The organism is Halomarina litorea (genome assembly GCF_024227715.1).
Lineage (GTDB): Archaea > Halobacteriota > Halobacteria > Halobacteriales > Haloarculaceae > Halomarina > Halomarina litorea.
The window spans coordinates 2,541,121-2,562,269 of record NZ_CP100448.1 but is presented as its reverse complement, the minus strand read 5'-3'; the positions used below and the strand labels follow the sequence as shown (position 1 = coordinate 2,562,269).

21 protein-coding genes are annotated in these 21,149 nt (G+C 69.4%); 9 read left to right on the top strand and 12 right to left on the bottom strand.

Features of this window, described 5'->3' with window-relative positions; genetic code table 11:
- Positions 1-5: 5 nt before the first annotated feature.
- Together NKG96_RS14180 and NKG96_RS14175 are read right to left on the bottom strand one after the other, a co-directional pair.
- Entirely contained in the window at positions 6-299 is a 294-nt protein-coding gene (locus NKG96_RS14180; RefSeq protein WP_254535645.1) for a hypothetical protein, read from the bottom strand.
- Between the two features lie 296 nt (positions 300-595).
- On the bottom strand, positions 596-997 hold the full coding sequence (locus NKG96_RS14175; RefSeq protein WP_254535643.1) for a VOC family protein: 402 nt from the start codon (positions 995-997) through the stop codon (positions 596-598).
- A gap of 129 nt (positions 998-1,126) precedes the next feature.
- On the opposite strand from NKG96_RS14175, the gene NKG96_RS14170 reads away from it, so the two are divergent.
- The 4 genes from NKG96_RS14170 (at position 1,127) to NKG96_RS14155 (ending at position 5,090) form a co-directional block, all read left to right on the top strand.
- On the top strand, positions 1,127-2,320 hold the full coding sequence (locus NKG96_RS14170; RefSeq protein WP_254535641.1) for a redox-regulated ATPase YchF: 1,194 nt from the start codon (positions 1,127-1,129) through the stop codon (positions 2,318-2,320).
- A 68-nt stretch (positions 2,321-2,388) separates the two neighbouring features.
- The gene (locus NKG96_RS14165; protein WP_254535639.1) at positions 2,389-2,754 is read left to right on the top strand and encodes a DUF5789 family protein; all 366 of its coding nucleotides are present in this window, start codon (positions 2,389-2,391) and stop codon (positions 2,752-2,754) included.
- Positions 2,755-2,813: 59 nt separating this feature from the next.
- Positions 2,814-3,260, top strand: coding sequence for a universal stress protein (locus NKG96_RS14160; protein ID WP_254535637.1), 447 nt, complete (start codon positions 2,814-2,816; stop codon positions 3,258-3,260).
- Between the two features lie 99 nt (positions 3,261-3,359).
- On the top strand, positions 3,360-5,090 hold the full coding sequence (locus NKG96_RS14155) for an alpha-amylase family protein (protein ID WP_254535635.1): 1,731 nt from the start codon (positions 3,360-3,362) through the stop codon (positions 5,088-5,090).
- A 1-nt stretch (position 5,091) separates the two neighbouring features.
- Here the strand turns inward: NKG96_RS14155 and NKG96_RS14150 are convergent, their stop codons facing one another.
- The 7 genes from NKG96_RS14150 to NKG96_RS14120 all read right to left on the bottom strand — a co-directional run bounded on the left by NKG96_RS14150 (position 5,092) and on the right by NKG96_RS14120 (position 12,475).
- Positions 5,092-6,822: a glycoside hydrolase family 13 protein gene (locus NKG96_RS14150; protein WP_254535633.1), complete on the bottom strand. Its 1,731-nt coding sequence runs from the start codon at positions 6,820-6,822 to the stop codon at positions 5,092-5,094.
- A 61-nt stretch (positions 6,823-6,883) separates the two neighbouring features.
- Positions 6,884-7,045, bottom strand: coding sequence for a hypothetical protein (locus NKG96_RS14145; protein WP_254535631.1), 162 nt, complete (start codon positions 7,043-7,045; stop codon positions 6,884-6,886).
- A 93-nt stretch (positions 7,046-7,138) separates the two neighbouring features.
- Positions 7,139-9,007, bottom strand: a complete 1,869-nt coding sequence (locus NKG96_RS14140) for a S8 family peptidase (RefSeq protein ID WP_254535629.1) — start codon at positions 9,005-9,007, stop codon at positions 7,139-7,141.
- 203 nt (positions 9,008-9,210) lie between these two features.
- The gene (locus tag NKG96_RS14135; RefSeq protein WP_254535627.1) at positions 9,211-9,900 is read right to left on the bottom strand and encodes a hypothetical protein; all 690 of its coding nucleotides are present in this window, start codon (positions 9,898-9,900) and stop codon (positions 9,211-9,213) included.
- 153 nt (positions 9,901-10,053) lie between these two features.
- On the bottom strand, positions 10,054-10,308 hold the full coding sequence (locus NKG96_RS14130) for a DUF7513 family protein (RefSeq protein WP_254535626.1): 255 nt from the start codon (positions 10,306-10,308) through the stop codon (positions 10,054-10,056).
- Complete coding sequence (locus NKG96_RS14125) at positions 10,305-11,867, bottom strand: Na+/H+ antiporter NhaC family protein (RefSeq protein WP_254535625.1); 1,563 nt, start codon at positions 11,865-11,867, stop codon at positions 10,305-10,307. The genes NKG96_RS14130 and NKG96_RS14125 overlap by 4 nt, the downstream gene beginning before the upstream one ends.
- An 86-nt stretch (positions 11,868-11,953) precedes the next feature.
- On the bottom strand, positions 11,954-12,475 hold the full coding sequence (locus NKG96_RS14120; protein ID WP_254535624.1) for a DoxX family membrane protein: 522 nt from the start codon (positions 12,473-12,475) through the stop codon (positions 11,954-11,956).
- A gap of 359 nt (positions 12,476-12,834) precedes the next feature.
- On the opposite strand from NKG96_RS14120, the gene NKG96_RS14115 reads away from it, so the two are divergent.
- From NKG96_RS14115 to NKG96_RS14100, 4 genes are all read left to right on the top strand, one after another.
- Positions 12,835-13,758 (top strand): helix-turn-helix transcriptional regulator, encoded by a 924-nt coding sequence (locus tag NKG96_RS14115; protein WP_254535623.1) that lies wholly within the window; start codon positions 12,835-12,837, stop codon positions 13,756-13,758.
- A complete protein-coding gene (locus NKG96_RS14110; RefSeq protein WP_254535622.1) occupies positions 13,755-14,351 on the top strand; it encodes a response regulator in 597 nt (198 codons plus the stop codon). The genes NKG96_RS14115 and NKG96_RS14110 overlap by 4 nt, the downstream gene beginning before the upstream one ends.
- A complete protein-coding gene (locus tag NKG96_RS14105; protein WP_254535621.1) occupies positions 14,344-15,501 on the top strand; it encodes a sensor histidine kinase in 1,158 nt (385 codons plus the stop codon). The genes NKG96_RS14110 and NKG96_RS14105 overlap by 8 nt, the downstream gene beginning before the upstream one ends.
- Before the next feature lie 304 nt (positions 15,502-15,805).
- Entirely contained in the window at positions 15,806-16,939 is a 1,134-nt protein-coding gene (locus NKG96_RS14100; protein WP_254535620.1) for a CopD family protein, read from the top strand.
- A gap of 10 nt (positions 16,940-16,949) precedes the next feature.
- On the opposite strand, the gene arcD is transcribed toward NKG96_RS14100, so the two are convergent.
- Both arcD and NKG96_RS14090 read right to left on the bottom strand, forming a co-directional pair.
- Entirely contained in the window at positions 16,950-18,416 is a 1,467-nt protein-coding gene (gene arcD, locus NKG96_RS14095) for an arginine/ornithine antiporter ArcD (RefSeq protein WP_254535619.1), read from the bottom strand.
- A 171-nt stretch (positions 18,417-18,587) separates the two neighbouring features.
- Positions 18,588-19,082, bottom strand: coding sequence for a DUF892 family protein (locus NKG96_RS14090; RefSeq protein WP_254535618.1), 495 nt, complete (start codon positions 19,080-19,082; stop codon positions 18,588-18,590).
- A 253-nt stretch (positions 19,083-19,335) separates the two neighbouring features.
- On the opposite strand from NKG96_RS14090, the gene NKG96_RS14085 reads away from it, so the two are divergent.
- Positions 19,336-19,767: a hypothetical protein gene (locus NKG96_RS14085; RefSeq protein WP_254535617.1), complete on the top strand. Its 432-nt coding sequence runs from the start codon at positions 19,336-19,338 to the stop codon at positions 19,765-19,767.
- A gap of 49 nt (positions 19,768-19,816) precedes the next feature.
- Here NKG96_RS14085 and NKG96_RS14080 read toward each other — a convergent pair whose 3' ends face one another.
- On the bottom strand, positions 19,817-21,040 hold the full coding sequence (locus NKG96_RS14080; protein WP_254535616.1) for a sulfite oxidase: 1,224 nt from the start codon (positions 21,038-21,040) through the stop codon (positions 19,817-19,819).
- Between the last annotated feature and the right edge of the window lie 109 nt (positions 21,041-21,149).

Sequence of the window (21,149 nt, the reverse complement as noted above, 5' to 3'; positions counted from 1 at the left end):
CGGGTCTATCGGTTGAGCTTCGGCGAGAGGCTGACCTCGACGCGCGCGCCGAGGCCGGGGAGCTTGAACGCCGTCGAGCGACCGCGAAGGCGCCGGACGGCGGCGGCCGTCCCGAAGCGGGCGAGCAGGAGCGTCACCGCGCCGACGGTGACGACTGTCGCCGCGGCGGCGGGGTGGCTGACCGCCCAGAGGAGGAAGGGGAAGAGCGCGGCGAACGCGAGCATCCCGACGAGCGAGGACGTGTCGCTGGGTGTTCGTGGGTCGTACCGGCCGTCGTAGTGCGTGAATCGTCGTGACATCGTGCGAACCGAGCGGGGACGAACGCGGGGAGCACCCGTCTCCGGTCTCACTCTGTAGTTCGGGTTCCGGGTATAAAAATATTCTCTCTAAGTGATAGGAAATGAGACGTGGTACCACACCTGTCGTGAAGAATCGTGTCCTCACCCCGTGTAACGACCGTGTAAGGTGTACCGTGGTACTGCGTACGTACCTACAACGTTCGTGATAGTTCAGGACTACGGGGCGGGTTTCGCTGGCCTCCGCGCCGCTCGCGAGCGTCCTACATAGATTCTCGGTGAACAACTGTGGCAGACTCTCAGGTGTCCCGTCCGGCCTTCAGTTCGAGGCGGTAGCCGAAGGGGTCGCGGACGTAGACGGCGGGTGCCTCGCCCGTCGCGCCGAGGGGGGCGTCGAGTCGCTCCTGCACCACGACGCCCCTCGCCTCCAGTTCGGCCTCGATGCCGTCGACGTCGTCCTCCACGACGAGTGCGAGGTGGTCGTAGTTCGTCGCCTGTGGTGGGTCGAACTCCTCGGTGGGCCAGAGGTGGACGACGTGGTCGGGCGCGAGGCGAATCGAGAAGAAGGGTTCCTCGCCGGACTCGAAGGCGTCCATCCGGTCCGTCTCGAAGCCGAGCATGTCGACGTAGAACGTCACCGCCTCCTCGACGCCGTCGGCCGGGATGCGGAGGTTCACGTGGTCGATGTGCGAGACGTCCATGCCCGCGGTAGGAGGGGGCGGCCCATCACTTCGGGGGCCGACGGGTGGCCGAGGCGACTGCCATGCGTTCGCGTGCCAACTACGGACCGAGACGCAACCCCTTAGCGACCCCACTCCCGACGAGGGTCAATGAGCTACAAGATCGGTCTCGTGGGCAAGCCATCCGTGGGCAAGTCCTCCTTCTTCAACGCGGCGACGATGAACGACGTGCCCGAGGGGGCCTACCCGTTCACCACCATCGACCCGAGCATCGGGGAGGCGTACGTGCGCGTGGAGTGTGCCGCCCCCGAGTTCGGCGAGACGTGCACCCCCGAGACGGGGTTCTGCGACGACGGGACGCGCTTCGTCCCCACGAAACTCGTGGACGTCGCCGGCCTCATCCCCGGTGCCCACGAGGGGAAGGGACTGGGCAACCAGTTTCTCACCGACCTCAACGAGGCGGACGTCCTCGTCCACGTCGTCGACTTCTCCGGGAAGACCGACATCGAGGGCGAACCGACCGAGGGCCACGACCCCCGCGAGGACATCGCTTTCCTCGAGGAGGAACTCGACCAGTGGTACCTCGGCGTCCTGAAGAAAGGCATCGAGCGCTATCGCAACGGCTACCACGGGACCGACAAGGACATCGAGGTGTCGTTGGCCGAACAGATGGACGCCTTCGGCATCAACAAGGACCAGATGAAGCAGGTCATCCTCGCGATGGGGATGGAACTGGACCCCGACGCGTGGGACGAGGCGGCGAAACTCGAACTCGCCCGCGAGATTCGAAAGCGCACGAAGCCGATGGTCATCGCGGCCAACAAGATGGACACGCCCGAGGCGCAGGCCAACTACGAGGAGATAACCGCCGACCCCGACTACGACCACCTCACGTTCGTCCCCGTCAGCGCCCACGCCGAGCGAGCACTCAAGAAGGCCGCCGAGAACGACGTCGTCGACTACACGCCCGGCGCGTCGGACTTCGAGGTGGTGGGTGACGTCTCGATGGACCAGAAGCGCGGCCTCGAACAGATCCGCGACTTCGTCACCGCCTTCGAGGGGACGGGCGTGCAGGCGGCCCTCGAGAGCGCCCTCTTCGACGTCCTCGGCGTGAAGGCCATCTTCCCCGGGAGCGCGAAGGGCGTCGTCACGGACGAGGGGAAGGTCCTCCGGGACTGCTTCCTCCTGCCGCCCGACGCGACCACCGAGGACTTCGCGTACTTCCTGCACTCGGACATCGGCGACGGCCTCCTGCACGGCGTCGACTGCCGGTCGAAGCGCCAGATCGGCGCGGACCACCCGCTCGACCACCGCGACGTCGTCGAGATCCTCACGACGAACTGACCCGGCGACCCTGCACAGGCGGGCCCGCACGCCTTTGTGTCCGAGGCGTCTACTCACCGGGTACGACAATGACCGACCGAGACCGCGCCCAGGACCGTGCGGAGCAGCGAAAGCACGACCGTGCCGAGAGCGTCGAGCGCATCATGGAGTCGGTCGAGGAGGACCTCGGCGGACGGAAGTACCCCGTCAGGAGCGAGGAACTCGCCAAGGAGTACGCCGACCAGCCACTCGACATGCCCAACGAGACGGAGTCGCTGGGGAGCGTCTTCGACCGCATGACCAACACGGGTCGCGACGAGTTCGGCAGTGCGGAGGAGGTCCGCGAGGCCCTCTACGGCGAACTGACGGGCAGGGCGGAGGGCAAGAGCGAGGCCAACGAGGGACGCGACCTGGAGGAGGTAGAGGAGAGCGTCGACGAGACCGAGTCGCTCTGAGGCGGCCGACCGCTCGCTCCACCGACAGGAGTTATGCCGGCGCGTCCCGTGGAGGTGGTATGGTTCTCCTGGCTCCGTTCGACGGGTCCGACCTCTCGCGGACCGCCGTCGCCCGCGCGACGCGGTTCGGCGAACTGACCGGCGAGGAGGTCGTCGTCCTCGTCGTCGTCCCGCCCGACGCCGAGTTCGCCGAGGAACGCGGGTGGCTCCGTGGGGACGAAGCGTTCGACGCCGAGACGGTCGGCGAACGCATCGCTGACCGCGCGCGCGAGGTGGCACCCGACGCGACGGTCCGGGTCGAACACACCGAGAACACCAGTTCGATGGCCTCCACGACGATGGACATCAGCCGTCGCATTCGGCAGGTGGCCCACGAACTCGACGTCTCCATCGTCTTCGTCGGCAGCGAGAACGCTGGGCGGGTCACCTCACCGGTCACGAGCGTCGGGTCGCCCGTCTCCGAGGACCCGCACTACGACGTCCACATCGTCAGGCACCCCGATTGACCCCGCCCGAGTCGGGGCGACCGACCCGACTGGCGGACCGTCCGACTTTCGCGTGCGTGCATCGTCACTTTTGTCCTCGCCCTGCGAATCGGCGAACGAATGACCGTCTCCCGAGGCGCACGCTGGTTCGAGAACGCGGTCATCTACGCCATCGACGTCGAGGCGTTTCAGGACAGCGACGGCGACGGTGTGGGCGACTTCGAGGGACTGACCGAGCGACTCGACTACCTCGACCGACTGGGGGTCGACTGCCTCTGGTTGCTCCCGTTCTACGACACGCCGAACCGCGACAACGGCTACGACGTGCGGGACTACTACGCCGTGGACAGTCGGTTGGGAACGCTCGGCGACGTGGTGGAGTTCCTGCAGGCCGCCGAGGAGCGCGGCATCCGCGTCATCGTGGACCTCGTCGTCAACCACACCTCCACCGAACACCCGTGGTTCCAGCGGGCCCGCGAGGCCCCCGACTCGAAGTACCGCGACTACTACGTCTGGACCGACGACCCGAGCGAGGCCCCCGAGTGGGGGTCGGTGTTCCCCGGCGAGGTCGAGGACGACCGGGTGTGGACCTACGACGAGGCCGCCGACGCCTACTACTTCCACCGCTTCTACCCGTTCCAGCCCGACCTCGACCTTCAGAACCCGGACGTGCGAGAGGAGATACACAAGATCGTGGACTTCTGGCTGGAACTCGGCGTCGACGGCTTCCGCATCGACGCGGCGACGCTGATGATCCAGCAGAAGCGCCCCGGCGAACCCGAGATGGACGACCCGCACGCCATCCTCCGCGAACTGCGGGCGAACGCCGCCCGGACGAACGGCGAGGTGGTCCTCCTCGCCGAGGCCGACGACGACCCCGAGGACCTCGTCACGTACTTCGGCGGGCACCGCCTGCCCGGTTCGGTTCTCGAAGGCGACGGCGGGTCGTCGGACCCCGACGCGGCGGCCGAGACAGGCGAGGAGATGGACCTTCTGCTCAACTTCGTCCTCAACGCCCACCTGTTCGGCGCGCTGGCCACCGAGACGGCGACCCCCCTGAAGCGGTGCCTGACGGACCTCGCGGAGGCCACCGAGGCCGGCCAGTGGGCGAACTTCCTGCGCAACTACGACGAACTCAACCTCGGTCGCCTCCCGCCGGAGGACCAGCGCGTCGTCTTCGACCGCTTCGCCCCCGACGAGGACATGCGCATCTACGGGCGGGGCATCCGCCGCCGCCTCGCGCCCATGCTCGACGGCGACCGCGACCGCCTGAAGCAGGCGTTCAGCCTCGTGTTCTCGATGCCGGGGACGCCGCTGGTGCTCTACGGCGACGAACTCGGGATGGGCGAGGCCCTCGACGTGCCGGGGCGGGGCGCGGTTCGCACGCCGATGCAGTGGACCGACGGCCCGAACGCCGGGTTCTCCTCGGCGAGTTCGGAGTCGCTCGTCGCGCCCGTCGTCGACGGGGCGTTCGGTCCCGACCGGGTGAACGCCGCAGACCAGTGGACCGACCCCGACTCGCTGCTCCGGTTCGTCCAGGAACTCGTCGGTGTGCGGAAGTCCTGTCCCGCGGTCGGGTCGGGCCGTCTCACGCTGCTCGACACCGACGACCCGGCGACGTTCGCCCACCGGTTCGACCACGAGGGGCGGACGGTGGTCGTGGTCCACAACCTCGGGGCCGACCCGCGGACGGTCCGCCTCGACCTGCCCGACGCCGACGGCGGATCGCTCCGGGTGCTCCTCGGCGACCCGGCCATCGGCGGCGACGGGTCGCCCACCGTCGACCTCGACGGCTACGGGTTCGCGTGGCTCCGGGTCGGCGAGGACGGCGCGAGCGCGGGTCCGACCTGACTCAGTCGACCCCCGCCCCGTACACGCGGGCCTCGTAGGGCCGGAGCGCGAGCGTCGGGCCGCCCTCGTCGTCCGCGGGGTAGTTCCCGATGAGGCGGTCCGCGCCCTCCCACGTCCAGGGCAGGTCGACCGTCGCCGGTTCCGCAGAGAGATTGCAGGCGACGAGGTAGCGCCCGCCGTCGCGGCGGTAGGCGAACACCGATGGGTGGTCGGGAATCAGGTGGTCGAAGTCCCCCGCCGCGAGGCCCGGGTGGGCCTTCCTGAGCGCGATGGCCCGCCTGTAGTAGTGCCAGACGGACTCCGGGTCGGCGCGTTCGGCCTCGGCGTTGACCGTCTCGTGGTTCGGGTTGACCGGGAGCCACGGGTCGCCCGTCGTGAACCCGGCGTTCGAGCCGTCGGTCCACTGCATGGGGGTCCGGGCGTTGTCGCGGCTCCAGAACCGGACGGCGGGCGCGATGTCCTCGAAGGTCCGCTCCCCGCCGCTCAACGCCTCCTGGACGTACTGGCGCGTCTCGATGTCGCGGAACTCCTCGGGCGTCCCGAAGGGGTAGTTCGTCATCCCGAGTTCGTCGCCCTGATAGACGAACGGCGTCCCGCGCAGGGTCAACAGGAGCGTCGCGAGCGCCGTGGCCGACTCCTCCCGGAACGACTCGTCGCCGAACCGGGAGACGGCGCGTGGCTGGTCGTGGTTGCCGAGATAGGGCGCGTTCCAGTACTCCTCGAGGCCGCTCTGCCACTCGTCGATGACCGACTTCAGTTCCGGCAGTTCCCACTCGGGGACGTCCCAGATGCCGGACTTGCCGACGCCGACGTTGACGTGGTCGAAGTGAAACACCATGTCCAGTCCGGCCTCGAGGTACGCGCGGGCCGCCTCGACGCTGACGCCGGGCATCTCGCCGACGGTCATCGCGTCGTACTCCGAGAGGACCGCGTCGTGGAGTTCCCGGAGGTACGCGGTCACCTCCGGGCCGTCGATGAAGTGCTCGCTCCCGACGACGTTCCCGTCCGGGTCGCCGTCGGGCAGCCCCGGCGTCTTCGAGATAAAGTTCACCACGTCCATGCGGAAGCCGTCGACGCCCCGGTCGAGCCACCACCGGACCACGTCGTGGACTTCTTTACGCACGCGCGAGTTCGCCCAGTTGAGGTCCGGTTGCGAGGAACTGAACACCGAGAGGTAGTACTCGCCGCGCGTCTCGTCGTAGGACCACGCCGACCCGCCGAACACCGCCTCCCAGTTGTTCGGCGGGCCGCCGTCGTGTCCCTCGCGCCAGATGTAGTAGTCGTCGTAGGGTTCCTCGCCGCGGCGCGACGCCTCGAACCACTCGTGCTGGTCGGAGGTGTGGTTGACGACGAGGTCCATCACGAGACGCATCCCGCGGGCGTGGAGTTCGTCGACGAGGTGGTCGATGTCGGCGAGCGTCCCGAACGACTCGTCGATGGCCCGGTAGTCGCGCACGTCGTAGCCGTTGTCGACCTGCGGGGAGTCGTAGACGGGGCTGAGCCACACCACGTCCACCCCGAGGTCCGCGAGGTAGTCGAGTCGCTCGACGATGCCGGGGATGTCCCCGACGCCGTCTCCGGGGAGCGGGCGACCCGCCGGGTGTCTCACCGACCCCTCACCGTCGGTTCGGCGCGCACTCTCCGTGTCCTCCCGAGAGTCGTTGAAGCTCCGCGGATAGATCTGGTAGACCACCGCCGTCTGCCACCAGGATAGTTCGTCGTGCCAGTCCATTACCCCCTCAAGTCGTCACAGCGATATAAGAACTCAGCGGGTACCGCGCGGTCGGGGCGGGCTACGACCCGGGCGGTCCCGCCCGCTCGCGGTCGGAGTCGTCGGGGTCGTCCCGCCGCCGGGCGAGTCGTCGGAGCGTGCTCACGGCGACGGTGCCGGCGGCGATTGCGGCCATCCCGAGCGCGAGCGCCCACGGCCCGCGCATGTCGTCTGTGTCTGTCACGGGTCGAGAGAGGCGCGCCGCTCGGGTGAATCTGTCGCGCCGTCACCGCACGGGCGCGACGGAGTGAGGCGGGACGAAGTGAGGTGGGACGGGTCAGTCCGCCCGGGTCGTGAACTCGCGGGGCTCGCCCTCGGCCACACGGCCGTCCTCGGTGACACACCGGGCGACGTAGACGTACGTCGTGTCCGGTTCGAGGCCCATGACGGTCTCGTCGAACGGACCGGGACGCTCCATGTCGAAGGCGTCGTCCTCGTCTTCGGTTCGGCTCCGGTTGCCCTTCTCCCAGAAGACGAACACCGGTTCGACCGCCTCGGCGTCGCCGAGGTCCGTCAGTTCGCCGTACAGGTCGACGGAGTTGTCGTCGATGTCCCGGGCCTCGCCGGTCACGACGGTCGGGGCGCGCGGGTCGTTCGGCTCGTCCGGTTCGTCGGGGTCGTCGGGGTCGTCGGGCTGGTCGCCGCCGTCCCCGCCGGTGGTGAACGTCCGGGCCTCGCCGCGGTCCTGGCTGTCGTCGTCGCCGACGGCGGCGGCGTTGAACACGTAGGTGACGTTCGCCTCCAGCCCGTCGACGTCGAGGCTGAACGGCCCCGGCTCGTCGAGCTGGTCGGCCTTGACCGTCTCCTTCGAGTCCTCGTCGCCCTGCGGCCAGTACTCGAAGCCGACGGCGGCCTCGCTCGCGCTGCCGAGGCTCGTGAGTTCGCCGGGGAGGGTCGCCCCCTCCTCGGTGACCGCGGTGGCCTCGCCGGTCGTGACGCTGAGGCCCTGCGGCGGCTCGTCCGGTTCGTCCGGTTCGTCGGGGTCGTCCGGCCGGTCGCCGTCGTCGGCGCCGACGGCCTTCGCCACGTCGAGCAGGCCGTAGCCCTGCTGGGTGTCGCGCAGGCCGACGTCCTCTGCGGTGTCCCGGAGTCGCTGGCGGGCCTCGCTGTTAGAGAGGCCGTTGCCCATGAGGACCCCGACGGCCCCGGCGACGTGCGGCGTCGCCATCGAGGTGCCGGAGTACCGGCGGTAGGCGCCGCCGACGACCGTCGAGAGTACGTCGCTACCCGGTGCGGCGAGTTCCACCTCCTCGCCGACCGACGAGAACCCCGCGAGGCCGTCGTCGTCGTCCGTCGCGCTGACGGCGATGACCTCGGGGTACTTCGCCGGGTAGCGGACGCAGTCAACGCAGGGACCGCTGTTGCCCGCCGCGGCGACGATGACGGCACCCTTCTCCCAGGCGTACTGCACCGCGTCCCGGATGACCGACGACGAGGAGTCCCCGCCGAGGCTCATGCTGATGACGTCGTGGCCCTGGTCTGCGGCCCACGTGATGCCCTCGGCGACGCCCGAGGCGGACCCGCTCCCCTCCCCAGTGAGTACCTTCACCGAGTGGAGCGTCGCGCCCGTCGAGACGCCGACGACGCCCCGCGAGTTGTCCACGGCGTCGGCGATGCCGGCGCAGTGAGTGCCGTGGCTGTGGTCGTCGTCCCAGTCGCTCGTACAGTCGGGCCCGTCGCACTCCTCGACGGCGTAGCCCTCCCCGACGTTCGCGCGCAGGTCGGGGTGGTCGGCGTCGATGCCGGTGTCGAGAATCGCGATGTGCGCCCCGCCGCCCGTCGCCCCCTTCGCGTGGGCGGCGAGCGCGCCGACCCGGTCGACCCCCCACGGCTCCGACTCGGCGAACGCCTGCACCTCGTAGTCCGGTTCGACGTATCGGACGTTCGGGTCGGCTTCGAGTGCCCGCGCGTCCGAATCGGAGAACTGCCCGGCGACTGCACCCCCCTCCTCGCCGAAGTCGATCTCCCTGTCGACGTTCTGTGCGTTGTGCTTTGCGGCGAGCGCCCCGCGGCGCGCTGCCGTCCCCACTACGTACCGTTCCCCGTCGACCCGACCCGACGCCTGCCCAGCGGCGAGTCCGACCCCGACGGCACCGACACCGACGGTGCGCAGTAGTCTCCGTCGCGATATGTTTCCGCTTGCCATACCTCCGGTCGGGGTCTCGGTGTCATTGTATATTAAAGCATCGTATTTTTACGGCAAAACGGCTCCAAAAACATCCAAATAGGCTATAATATGGCTAGATTTCGTGAGATTGTATTCGAAAAGGTCGTCCTACACGTTTCTATCACAATCTGACCCGTCCGGCGGCGGGTCGGTCAGTCTCGATGTCCGAACCGACTGGACTATCAGGTCACGCGGCGGGCGTCGAAGTCCCGGGTCCGGCGGTCGAACTCCAGGTCGAGCAGTCGACTCCGACAGCGGAACCTGCGGGCGTCGGACCTGAAGCGAACCTCGCCGTCCCGGAAGTCCACGTCGTCGCGCCCGTTGAAGTCGAAGCGGAGCGCCCCCCGAACGCGGATGCGCCGGTCGCGCCGCAAGTCGAGGGTGAACGTCCGACCGCGGTACTGGATGCTGTCGCGTTCGCCCTGCCCCTCGTCTTCGACCTGCGTGCTGCCGCCCTCGACCGAGAAGTCGTGGCGCAGGCCGTCGAAGTCGTTGTCGACGCGTTCGCCGCCGATGTCGGTCCGGAACCGGAATCGCGGGTCGCGGCGCTGGAACCGGACCGTGTCGGGGAGCCCCGGCAGGTTGCGGCGCGTGAAGTCACCGCGGAGGCGATCCGGTCGCTCGCGACAGCGCACGCCCACGTCGTCGAAGTCGAGGTCGTCGCCGCGCGTCTCGAATCGCGTCCCCGTCCGCGGGTCGACGAACGTGATGTCGTCGTTCTCGTCGCGTTCGTACTCGAGGAACCGCGAGTCGGACTGGACGACCTGCCCCGTGACACCGCCCGCGGGGATGCCCGAAGCACCCACGGATACCGGCAGGAGCACCGCGGCCGACCCGACTGCGGTCAGGTAGTGTCGTCGTGAGAGACCCATGATTCGTCACCGCGTGAAGTAATGACTCGGAGGGAGATAGGTCGTCCCTGACCCCGGTGTGACCCGACGACGGGCCGGTAGGAGCCTTACCAGACGAAGGGAGACGACTGGTCGGTGCCCGGGACGTGTCGGAACGAAAGAACTCGGAGGCGGTCAGAACGCGCCGTCACCCTCGACGCCGAGGAGGTCGGCCTCGCCCTCGTGGGTGGACGCATCGAAGCGCGTGACGCGGATCCGGACACGGGTGTCCGGGTCGACGGACTCGCCGGGGAGGTACAGGACGCTGTCGCCGACGCGAATCAGCGGCGTCCCGCCGTCGTGTCCCGTGACGAACGCGCTCATCTCCTCGCCCTCCTCGAAGGTGGGCGTACTCGTCCGGAAGCGGATACCCGCGAGGAACTTCCTCATACGCGGCTCACCTCCTCACTCTCGCGGTCGGGGACGTACTCCAGGCCGAACCCGGTGACCGCGGCGAACACGAACACGAAGAACAGGAACCAGCCGTGGAAGACGAACGGCCAGACCTCGACGGGCGAGACGACCATCGACTCGCTGAACCACTGGAAGGTGTCCGGCAGGTCCTGAATCTGCGTGTAGCCGACGAGGACGCCGCCGGCCCACGGGAAGATGTACCCGAGCGCCGAGGTGTTCGCGTCGAGGATGTTCGCCCGGCGGTAGCCGTTGATGTTGAAGCGCTGGCCGATGCGAGCGATGTAGGGTGCGATGGCGATCTCGGCGGCGGTGTTGATGGTGATCATCGCGTTGACCATCGCCGTGCCGAGGACCATCGTCAGTTCTGCCCGGCGGACGCCCGTCGCCACCCGGTTCAACAGGAAGTCCTGGATGGCGGCGAAGCCGCCGCCGCGAATCATCACCTGCGCGCCCGCGACGATGAGCAGCGTCAGGACGATGAGCGGGAAGAAGCCGACGGCTCCGGAGTACAGCGACCCGCCGGCGGTGCCGACGAGGTCGGCGTTCTCCGGGACGACGACGAACGGGAGGCCGGTGAAGCCGCTCCCCTCACTGACGTAGAAGACTATCATGTCGCTGACCGGTGCCCCCGCGTCGACGGGCAGGGCGTCGAGGACGACGTTGAAGACGAACGCGACGATGAGGCCCCACGAGATGGCCTCGATGATGTGCCGTCCCGCCACGGCGGTGACGATGACGACGAACATCGAGATGACGTGGACCAGACCGAACGGGTCGGCCTCCTCGACGAGGAGGCCGCCGGCGCCCTGCAGGGGTTCGCCGGCGAGGGCGCTCCCCGCGACGAGGTAGGCGACGAGTGCGAGGCTCGCCGCGACGAGCGCGTACTTGAGCCGTGAGGCGACGACGCCGCCGATGTCGGAGTCCTGCGTGACGGCGCTCACGATGGTCGTGTCCGAGACGGGCGCGAGGTTGTCGCCGAAGACGGCCCCCGAGAGGATGGCCCCAAACAGGAGGACGGGGTCCGCGCCGAGGGCCACCCCGGCGGGGAAGAACAGCGCGGAGAACGCGACGGTGGTCCCGTAGCCGGTGCCGATGCCCGTCGCGAGCAGCCCCGCGAGCAGGAAGGTGGCGGCGGGGAACAGTGCCGCGCCGACGTTGAAGGTGTCCGCGGCCCAGACGAGGCCGCCGACGAACCCGCCCGCGCGGATGGTGGCGGCGAACATGCCGGCCCAGAGCCACGCGACGATGGCCGTCGCCGCGACGCGCTGGGTCATCCCCTCGAAGATGACGTCCGCGTACTGCTTCCAGTTACCCTTCACGAACAGCATCCCGACGGTGAGCGAGACGAGCATCCCGGCGACGAGGCCGGAGGTGTCGCCCACGCGCAGGACGCCGGACTGGAAGATGGCCCAGACGATGAACAGGGCGATGGGGAGCGCGCTCACCAGTCGCCCCCCACGGAACGTCAACTCGGGCGTGTCGCCGCCGATACCGGGGTCGAGGTCCGCCGGCGGGTCGGTGTCTTGGTCGCTCATGGATAGCTCTCGTACGAGCGAACCGGATTCGTCCGCATAAAGACGACGCTTCGTGCCCACCGTCGGCGGGAGAAAGGGACGTGTGGTCAGCCGAGGAGGTACCGCAACCGCGGATAGCGCTCGACGAGGCTCGAAGACTCGATGAAGGCGTCCACGCCGGCGACGCGGCCCGCACCGAGCGCCGCCAGCCCGGCGAGTGCGGCGATGTAGATGATGTGGTTGTCGACGAGAATCGCCCGTTCGAGCGGGAGACTGCTCGCCCAGAACATCAGCATCATGAACGACGCCCAAAAGGCGTTCCAGCGGACCAGTCCGCCGACCATCAGCCCGAGGCCCGTCAGCAGCAGGCCCCACTGGACCAGCACGTCGATGAGGGGCACGCTCGCCAGCATCGGCCACACGGACGCGAAGGGGTTCGTGGGGGCCACGGCGTTCTGGAGGTACCCGGAGGCCGTCCAGGTCGGGTCCATGACCTTGGTCACCCCCGAGTAGAAGAACGACCACCCGAGGACGACGCGGAGGGCCACCACCGCGGCGGTGGTGACGCTGGAGACGTTCGTGGCGGCCTCGTGGGCGAAGTTCGTCGCGCTTGAGGTCTTACTCGACACGCGCGCTCACCTCCTCACCACTGGCTTCGTCGGTCGGTTCGATACGGTCGGTTGTCCGGTCGCGAGTTGCGTTCATACGTGTTCGTCGGGGCCAGCCATCCCACTGTCTGCGCCCCTCACCTCCCCGTCGGGTCGGAGATGTTCTTACTTTCGCGGCGGAGAAACAATCGGATCGACTGGACGCGTCTCGGCACCCCGGACGGCTGTCATGACGGCGGACGTCGTTCGCACGCTCGGACACGTCTCGCGCGCTCGGACGTGTCCCGAACGGGCAGTGTTCGGGTTCTTCGGTGGGGAATTGTACACGTCCCGTGCGCGCGAGCGTGAGATTCTAGAGTTTATTACTAGCAATCATATTTATGGTCGTCGGGAACACAACCCTGCTAATCACGATGGAAGGAACCGGGGAACGGACGAATCCGTGGGACCGTATCGATGGGGCGGGCACCCCCGACCCGTCGGGGGGAGACGACGGCGCGACCAGTCCGGAGGCGTCAGTCGACCCGAGGGAGGCCATCGACATCGTCGCCCGGCGCTTCGACTTCCTCATGGCGATGGTCGACGGGCCGGTCCACCGACCGGTGTTGCAGGAGGAACTCGACATCTCCCGCTCGACGGCGTACAAGGGCATCCGCGAACTGGAGGGGCTCCGACTGGTCGAACGGACTGACCGGGGCTACCGGCTCAGTCTCCTCGGAACGCTGTTGCTCGACCAGTACGACCAGTTCCGGACGAACGTCGACGCGGTCTGTACGAAGGGGCCGCTGCTCTCTGAACTCGCCGCCGACTGCGACCTCGACGTGGCCGTCCTGCGCGGCGCGGAGGTCATCTACGCCGAGCGACACGCCCCCCACCACCCGCTGCGCGCGCTGGAGGCGATGCTCGAGGAGGCCGACACGCTCTACGGGATGACCCCCGTCGTCCTGCCGAGCTACATCGAGATGTTCCACGAACGGCTGACGGTCGACGAACTGGTCGCGGACCTCGTCATGACGCGGCCGGTCGTCGAGTGGCTCGTCACCCACCAGCGCGAGGCCTTCGAGGACGTCCTCCGGACGGGGAACCTCGTGGCCCGCCGCACCGAGGAGTGGCTCCCGTTCGGTCTCGTCTTCTCCGACGACCCGACCACGCAGGTGGGGGTCCTCGTGTACGACTCGAAGGGCGACCTGCGCGGGTTCGTCGTCAACGACACCGAGGACGCACTGGAGTGGGCCGAGAGGACGTGGGACCAGTACCACGCCGACTCGTCGGTCGTCTCGATGGAGGTCGTTCGGGAGCCATGACCCCGGAGCGACCGACCGTCCTCGTCGTCGAGGACAACGAGGAACTCGCGGACATGTACTCCGAGTGGCTCACCGAGACGTACACGGTCCTCACGGCCTACGACGGCGACGAGGCGCTGGCGCTCCTCGGCGACGAGGTGGACGTCGTGTTGCTCGACCGCCTCATGCCCGACTGCTCCGGCGACGAGGTGCTGGCACGGCTCGTCGACGAGGGTATCGACTGCCGGGTCGCCCTCGTGACGGCTGTCGAACCGGACCTCGACATCGTCGACATGGCCTTCGACGAGTACCTCACGAAGCCCGTCAGGAAGGGCGACCTCTACCACGTCGTCGAGAGCCTCCTCACGCGCGGGACCTACACCGAGTCCTACCGGCAGTACCACGCGCTCACCGAGAAGCGCTCGCTGCTCGAAGAGGAGGTCCCCTCCGAACGCCTCGCGGCCAGCGAGGAGTACGACCAGCTGGTCTCGGTGCTCGACTCGCTGCGCGAGTACGTCGACCACGCGGGGTCACGCTGGCGCGGGCGCGAGGAGGGGTCGACGGTGTTCCGGCGGCTCGCACACCACCTGCGCTCGCCCCGGAAGGATGACTGACCGCTTCGCCGCCCGGCACCCCGGCGTCGCCCCGGCGCTCATCAGCGGGCTGGGCGTCGCGATGGCCGCCGTCGAACTCGAACACGTCTCGCAGATGGACACCACCATCGGGATGACCCTCGAGGCGGGCGTCCCGCTGGCCCTCGCCTGCCTCCTGGTGGTCGCGGGGGGCTGGCTCGCGCGCAGCGGGTTCGACCCCGAGGGGACCTTCCGCATCCTCTCGTGGGTCGTCGTCGGGACCATCGGGATGTTGCTCGTGACGGTGTGGGTCATCGGCCACCAGCTCATCCGCGGCGAGACGTTCCACCACACCACGTTCGTCCTGACGAACACGGCCATCGTCGGCAGCGTCACCGGGTTCGTCATCGGCGTCTACGACGCACAGAGCAAGCGCCGTCGGGCGGCGCTCGTCGAGGAACGCCGCAAGCTCACCCGCGAGCGCGAACGGATGTCCTTTCTCAACCACCTGCTGCGCCACAACGTCCTCAACGGGATGAACGTCGTCCTCGGGCGAGCGGACTCGCTCCGGAACGAGGTGTCCGACGAGGGGCGCGGCCACCTCGACGCCATCCACCGCTGTAGCGAGGACGTCGTCGACCTCATCCGGGACGTCAGCACGCTCACCCACGTCGCGAGCGAACAGCGCGACGCCCAGTTCGGACCCGTCGACCTCGCGTCCATCCTCGACCGGCAGGTCGAGGGACTCCGGGTCGCGTTCGACGACGTCGTCGTCGAGACCGACGTGCCCGCGGGCGTCTCGGTCTGCGGCGACGACCTGCTCTCGGAGGTGTTCGAGAACGTCCTCTACAACGCCGTCCAGCACAACGAGGGCGTCGCACACGTCACCGTCGACGCCGATCTGGCCCCCGACGGCGAGACGGTCACCGTCTCCATCGCCGACGACGGCCCCGGCATCCCCCCGGAGCAGCGCGACCGCCTGTTCCGCGTCACCGAGGCCGACGTGGGTCGCGACGGCCACGGCATCGGCCTCGTCATCGCCCGCGTGCTCGTGACCCGCTACGGGGGCGACATCCGCGTCAGGGACAACGAGCCGTCCGGCACGGTCTTCGACATCGAACTCCCCACCGCCTGCGCCGCCACCGTCGACACCCCCGACCCGGTCGTCCAGCGCCCGACGTCGACCCGGTGAGGGCCGGTCGGTCGCCTGTCTTCGCCGACGACAGTCCCCGAGCCGTGCCTGTCCGAGCCGCTCGGACGGCGTTCGCCCGCCGACACTGATCCGCCGGCGGACGACGCGCACACGGCCCGGAGAGCGGTGTTGCGAGGAACAGTAAGGGCTCGCGACCGCCGTGTGGAACCTGTATGCACACGAGTCGACACACAGAGTCCGGCGGGTCCGTCGGGTCGCCGACGGACCGCCGGTCCGGCCACGTCCCGCCCGCGGGAGGCAGAGTGGGAGCGCAGCCAGACGCGGTACCGGAGGTGCGTCGAGAGTGACGCCCGTCGAACCCCTCCTGCGCGGCGTCCTCGTCACTGCGCTCATGGTCCTCGTCGGCGCGCCCCCGGTCTTCGGGTTCGCCGTCTTCCCCGAACTGGCCCGCCGGGGGCTGGATACGGCCCCCGCCGCCCGCGTGGCGCGGGGGGCCCTCGTCTGGACGCTGCTGGTCGCCCTCGCGTCGGGCGCCGGCCTCGCCGCCGTCCGCGCGGGCGGCATCGGCGCGCTCGGCGGGTGGTCGGTCGGCACCGCCGCCGGAGGGGCGTGGGTGGCGCTCACCGCCGTCGGCGTCGGCCTCATCGCCGTCACCGTGGCCCGGCGGAGCGCCCCGGACGCGCTCTCGCGCCGCCGGTGGCTCTGTACGGTCCTCGTCGGCGGGTCGGCGATGCTCCTCGCGTTCTGCTGGACGCGCTACTCGTCGGCCGTCGACAGCGCCGCCCTCGCCATCAGCGTGAAGTTCCTGCACATGCTCAGTGCGGCCGTCTGGGTCGGCGGTCTGGGCGTGCTCGCGGCGCTGCCGCGACTCGTCCCGGGGGAAGGGGGCGACGACGCGGCGAGCGTCGCGGCGGCGCTCGTCCGCCGGTTCTCGCTGCTCGCCGTCGCGGCCGTCACCGTCGCGTTCGTCACGGGCGTGCTCATCGTCACCTGGCACGTCCCCTCGGCCGTCGCGCTGGTGACGACGCCGTACGGTCTCGCGCTCTCGCTGAAGGTCCTCCTCGTCCTCGGCGCGGCGGGTCTCGGCGGGTTCAACCGCTTCGTCGTCCACCAGCACCTCCAGCACGCGGGCCGCGAGGGCGGCGCGCTCCCGGGGCTTGCGGTGTTCGCGGCGCTCCACGGCGAGGGGGACGCGGTGGCGTCGCTCGTCCGCGCGGTGCGGCTCGAACTCGCCGTCCTGCTTGCGGTGGTGGCGGTGTCCGTCCTGCTCACCTCGACGTTCGCGCCCTCCTACGAGGCGCTCTCGGTGCCCGCGCCGACGGCCGGGGCACTGCTCGACGTCGGGCGACAGACCACGGACGCGGCGTTCGACGCCGTCTTCCGGTCGGCACTCGAGTTCGGGGCCATCGGCATCGCCCTGCTCGGGTCGCTGACGCTCGGCTACGAACTTGGGGAGTTCTCGGTCCGCAGGCAGTAGGGAGTGCGCCTCAGTCGGCGCTCCCCGGCGTCCCCGAGCGTCCCGGCCCGGGGGTGGGGAGGCCGACGCCGGTGGCCGCGACGGCGAACAGCACCAGCGGCGAGAGGAAGCCGAAGAGGTAGTACGGCGCGTACCCGCTCAGCAACGCCCCGAAGTCCCACGGGGTGACGCCGGTCACCTCGGCCATGTACACCGCGCCGGCGTGCCACGGGACGAGCGCGCCCGTCGGGGTGCCCGCCGCCTCGATGGACGAGGAGAGGTCCTCGGTGTCGAGGCCGTACTCGTCGTAGACGTCCCGGAGGGTCATCCCGGGGACGACGATGCTCATGTACTGCTGGGCAGTGAGGACGTTCGTGAGGATGGCCGCCGCGCCGGTGCCGGCGACGAGGCCGCCGACGCTCCGCACCGAGCGGGCGAGCGTGTCCGCGAGTACGGCCAGCACGCCCACCTTCTCTAGCAACCCGCCGAGTGAGAGGGCGGCGACGACGACGGTGATGGTCCACGCCGACCCGGTGAGGCCGCCGCTCGCCAGCAGGCCGTCCACGAGTTGGCTCCCCGTCTCGGGGGCCGTCCCGGACATGAACACCTCCCACGCGGCGACGAACCCCGTCCCCTGCAGGAAGAGGGTAGTGAGGACGCCCGCGAAGACGCCCGCGACGAGCGTCGGGAGCGCCGGGTACCGCCGGAAGGCGAGGCCGAACGTGACGAGGAGCGGGGCGAACGCCAGCGGCGAGAGGGAGTACGTGCCCGCGAGCGCCGTCTGTATCTCGGCGACGCTCCCGCCCGCGCCGCCCGCCGCCCGCAGGCCGAGGATAGCGTAGGCGACGAGGGCGAGGCCGAACGCGACCAGCGTGCTCGCGCGCATCGCCCGGATGTGCGCGTAGAGGTCGGTGTTGGTCACCGCCGCGGCGAGGTTCGTCGTGTCCGAGAGCGGGGACTGCTTGTCGCCGGCGTACGCCCCCGAGAGCACCGCGCCGACGGTCATCGGCGCGGGGATGCCGAGGCCCGCCCCGATGCCGACGAACGCGACGCCGAGGGTGCCCACCGTCGTCCACGACGACCCGATGGAGAAGGCGACGGTGAACGCCAGCAGGGCCGCGACGGGCAAGTACACCGCCGGACTCAGTAGTTCCAGCCCGTAGTACATCAGCGCGGGGATGGTGCCCGCACTGACCCACGTCGCGATGAGCGCGTAGATGACGAAGATGATGAACAGCGCCTGCCGGCCCATCAGCAACCCGCGCGCGAGGCCGTCGCCGATGGCCTCCCACGACCGGTCGAGTCCGTAGCGCGCCAGCAGTCCCACGGCGACGATGCTCCACAGCAGGGGGACGTGCGGGTCGAGTCCGAGGACGGCGGACCCGACGCCGAGGAACAGGACGACGGCGAGGACGGGCAACAGCGCCATCCCGACCGACGGCCGGTGCTCCGGGGCGACGTCCTCCAGCGACAGCGGCGTGATATCGAGCGTTCCCATTCACCGCTGTGTATTCTCGTGGCGCATAAGTATGTGGTGAAATATGCGCGATTTGTATGTCGGCCGGTGACGGGTGACGTGGGGGGCGGTGGCTCGTGAGACAGTCACACGGCGGCGAGCGCCGCCGCTGGCTGGTCGACGGTCGAAAGAAGTGGGGGTTCGGTGGGCGGCTTACTTGCGCGCGACCGACTCGAAGTCGTAGTTCTCGGCGAGTTGCGAGAGTTCGTCGAGCGTCTCCTCCTCCTCGCGGAGGTTCTTCTCGAGGAGGTCGGCGGCGTCGTCGTGGCCCAGTTCCGCGGCGAGCAGGGTGGTGTTCCCGTAGGCGGCTATCTCGTAGTGCTCGGTCTTCTGGGCCGACGCGAGGTTGAACAGTTCGAGGACCTCTGTGTCGGGGTCCTCCTCTGCGAACTCCTCCTGTTCCTCGATGAGGCCCTGGATGCCCTCGCACTCCTCTTTCTCGGGGGGTTCGCCGACCATCTCGAAGACCTCCTCGAGACGCTCGATGTGCTCTTCGGTCTCCTCGCGGTGCTCCTCGAAGGCGCTCTGGATCTCCTCGGTCTCGACCTGACTCGCGAGGTTCCCGAGCGCCTCGTGGAGTTCGTGTTCCGCGTGGTAGATGTCTTCGAGTTCGTGCTCGAACAGTTCTTCGAGGTTGGATGCTGCCATCTGTGTAACCCTCACCCGGAGCCACTCCCGGTACGTCGGTAAGTAGTCGGCCGTCGGAGGCAGGCCGCCCGCGCTCGCGGACGGTACCCACGGCCGGGACGACGCCCTGCGACTGCCGGGGTCGCCCCGCGGAGGCGCGACAGGGGGACGGACGGGTCGCGAGGACGGGCCGTCCCCTCGCAAGCCACGCTCCCATCCGTCCGCCGGCGCAATCCCCGGCCATGACGAACCTGACTATCCGGAGGCGGTCGCGATGAGCGACGAGGGCACGGACGACGCGGGCGGCGCACTGGACAGCGTGGAGTCCGGACTCGACGCCCTGACGCTCGTCGAGGTGGCCGCCGACATCCTGGAGGCCATCGACGTGGAGGCACTGCAGGGCGACGCGCCCATCACCGAGGCGATAGACGAGGAGCGACTCCGGGCGGCCCTCGGCGGCCCCGCGGGCCGCATCGTCGCCCGCGAACTCGCCGACCGGGTGACCGGCGGCGGCGTCACCGGCCTCGTCGGTCGAGAACTCGCCGGCCGAGTCGGGGCGAACCTCGTCGAAGCCGTCGTCGACAACGTCGACTCGGCGTCGGTCGCCGAGACGCTGGAGGAGATGGACGCGGAGTCCTTCGCCGACGCCGGTACCGACACTGGTGGCGACGACGGAACGGTCATCGACATCGACGACGAGGAGTGAGCGAGCGGCCGGCCGACGTCTCTTCTTCGGCTTCGTGGACGCTCTCCCATCAGCCGTCGGTTCGGCGCTCGACGGTGACGCTGGCGGCGTAGCTCCGGAACGCGTTGTTCCCGTAGCCCTTCCGGTTCCACGGGTAGGTCTCCCCGGTGAGTTCCAGACCACCCTCGTTGGGGGCTGCGACCCGGGAAGGCTGTGTCCGGCCCGCCCCGTCGGTGGCGCGCGTCACGAGGACGTGGCTGCCCGGTTCGGCGTCCCACCGGTACCGGAACCGACGCCACGCGTGGCGGCCGAGTGCCCCCGCACCGAGCGTCGCCTTTTGCCACGTCTCCCCGCCGTCGGTCGAGAGGTCGACCCGCTCGACGGGGTCCTCGCCGGCCCACGCGACTCCCTCGACGGTCACCGCTCCGGGTTCGAGCGACGCCCCGTCGGCGGGCGACCCGACCAGCGACTTCGGTAACTGGTCGAGGAGGTAGGGGTTGTGGACGGCATCGCCGTTCATCTGTGCCTGCGTGTCCGTCTCCCCCAGCGTCCGGTGGTACGTCGGGTCGTCCTCGCCCTCCGCGAGCAACCGGTAGGACTCCTGCTGGTAGTGAGCGTGGCCCGCGGGGAGTTCCTCGCCGGTCACCATCGAGTCCATGACGTGGAGCCTGTCGACCCACTTCACGCTGTTGTTGCCGAACCAGCCGGGAACGAGCAGTCGAACCGGCGCACCGTGTTCGGGCGTCAGCGGCAGGCCGTTCATCTCGTAGGCCAGCAGGCAGTCCTCGCGGACCTTCCCCATCGGAACCGACCGGCAGTAGGCGTCCTCGTCGGCCGGCGCATCGGCCCCGACGACGGAGAGCCACAGGTCACCGTCGGTCCCGGCCCCGTAGTCGTCGAGGACGGCGTCCAGTGGCGCGCCCGTCCAGACGGCCGTTCCGAGGGCACCCTCGGTCCACTGGTGGCCCTCCGCGTCCGGGTCGAACGACGACCGGCCGTTGCCGGAACACTCCATCGTGTGCGCACGCGAGACGGACGGGAAGTCCTCGCGGAGTGCCTCGACCGTGACCTCCCCCACGCGTTCGACCTGCCCGGTCACGGCGATAGCGTGGTCTCCGGCCTCGATGTCGGGGGTCGGGTAGTGGCTCCTGACGTAGTGGTGCGGGCGCGGCGTGAGCAGGTGGGTCGGTCGGCGCGACTGTTCGGCGTTCGCGGGCGACTCCTCGAGGACGGTCAACCCCTCGAACCGGGACTCGAGCGAGGCGTCCGTCGTCCGGGCGGGGCGTTCGGACATGCCCGGCGGTTCGTCGTTCGCACGGTTCGGTGCTGTCCCTGCACGGGACGGGCTATCGACGTACGAGGCCGTGTATCACGGTAGCACGTGTACCCGATGACTTAACCGT

Bases quoted from the DNA above. Each gene is read 5' to 3' on its own strand.
- NKG96_RS14175 (WP_254535643.1), bottom strand. From the start codon at position 997: ATGGACGTCTCGCACATCGACCACGTGAACCTCCGCATCCCGGCCGAC.
- NKG96_RS14180 (WP_254535645.1), bottom strand. From the start codon at position 299: ATGTCACGACGATTCACGCACTACGACGGCCGGTACGACCCACGAACA.
- NKG96_RS14170 (WP_254535641.1), top strand. From the start codon at position 1,127: ATGAGCTACAAGATCGGTCTCGTGGGCAAGCCATCCGTGGGCAAGTCC.
- NKG96_RS14155 (WP_254535635.1), top strand. From the start codon at position 3,360: ATGACCGTCTCCCGAGGCGCACGCTGGTTCGAGAACGCGGTCATCTAC.
- NKG96_RS14125 (WP_254535625.1), bottom strand. From the start codon at position 11,867: ATGAGCGACCAAGACACCGACCCGCCGGCGGACCTCGACCCCGGTATC.
- NKG96_RS14150 (WP_254535633.1), bottom strand. From the start codon at position 6,822: ATGGACTGGCACGACGAACTATCCTGGTGGCAGACGGCGGTGGTCTAC.
- NKG96_RS14090 (WP_254535618.1), bottom strand. From the start codon at position 19,082: ATGGCAGCATCCAACCTCGAAGAACTGTTCGAGCACGAACTCGAAGAC.
- NKG96_RS14160 (WP_254535637.1), top strand. From the start codon at position 2,814: ATGGTTCTCCTGGCTCCGTTCGACGGGTCCGACCTCTCGCGGACCGCC.
- NKG96_RS14110 (WP_254535622.1), top strand. From the start codon at position 13,755: ATGACCCCGGAGCGACCGACCGTCCTCGTCGTCGAGGACAACGAGGAA.
- NKG96_RS14165 (WP_254535639.1), top strand. From the start codon at position 2,389: ATGACCGACCGAGACCGCGCCCAGGACCGTGCGGAGCAGCGAAAGCAC.
- NKG96_RS14115 (WP_254535623.1), top strand. From the start codon at position 12,835: ATGGTCGTCGGGAACACAACCCTGCTAATCACGATGGAAGGAACCGGG.
- NKG96_RS14135 (WP_254535627.1), bottom strand. From the start codon at position 9,900: ATGGGTCTCTCACGACGACACTACCTGACCGCAGTCGGGTCGGCCGCG.
- NKG96_RS14105 (WP_254535621.1), top strand. From the start codon at position 14,344: ATGACTGACCGCTTCGCCGCCCGGCACCCCGGCGTCGCCCCGGCGCTC.
- arcD (WP_254535619.1), bottom strand. From the start codon at position 18,416: ATGGGAACGCTCGATATCACGCCGCTGTCGCTGGAGGACGTCGCCCCG.
- NKG96_RS14080 (WP_254535616.1), bottom strand. From the start codon at position 21,040: ATGTCCGAACGCCCCGCCCGGACGACGGACGCCTCGCTCGAGTCCCGG.
- NKG96_RS14085 (WP_254535617.1), top strand. From the start codon at position 19,336: ATGAGCGACGAGGGCACGGACGACGCGGGCGGCGCACTGGACAGCGTG.
- NKG96_RS14140 (WP_254535629.1), bottom strand. From the start codon at position 9,007: ATGGCAAGCGGAAACATATCGCGACGGAGACTACTGCGCACCGTCGGT.
- NKG96_RS14130 (WP_254535626.1), bottom strand. From the start codon at position 10,308: ATGAGGAAGTTCCTCGCGGGTATCCGCTTCCGGACGAGTACGCCCACC.